The 427-nt window shown below is 43.3% G+C and carries 1 pseudogene; it reads right to left on the bottom strand.

From position 1 onward, the window contains the following. Nucleotides 1–15: 15 nt before the first annotated feature. Nucleotides 16–427 (bottom strand): annotated as a pseudogene (locus KQI94_RS16320) (UDP-N-acetylglucosamine 1-carboxyvinyltransferase); the annotation flags it as partial.

Here is a 427-nt window from a genome sequence, read left to right as displayed (position 1 = left end):
TTGTTAAATAGTCGCTCATTGATCCACCTCAAACGGACCTTCTTGTTCTTCGGTTTCTAGCATTTGAATATCAGCGCCCAAAGCAGTTAACTTTTCGATAATGTGGTCGTACCCACGTAAAATATATTCTACATTATAAATAGTTGTCGTACCTTCAGCCATCAAGCCGGCAGTGACTAGGCACGCGCCTGCCCGTAAATCAGAGGCGACTACTTCTGCACCGTGCAATTGATTTGGACCATTTAAAATAATCATATTGCCTTCAACCGAAGCATCGGCCCCCATCCTCACCAACTCAGGGATATGCTTATTTCGTTGAGCATAAATCGTATCAATAATTTCACCAGTTCCTTGCGCTTTTAAAAGTAATGGCGTTAACGGTTGTTGCAAGTCTGTGGCAAACCCAGGATACGGATAGGTTTTCACC

Source organism: Enterococcus sp. S183_ASV_20, assembly GCF_018919685.1.
Taxonomy (GTDB): Bacteria; Bacillota; Bacilli; order Lactobacillales; family Enterococcaceae; genus Enterococcus; species Enterococcus faecalis.
The sequence above is the reverse complement of the archived record's forward strand: the minus strand, read 5'-3'. Positions and strand labels throughout refer to the sequence as shown.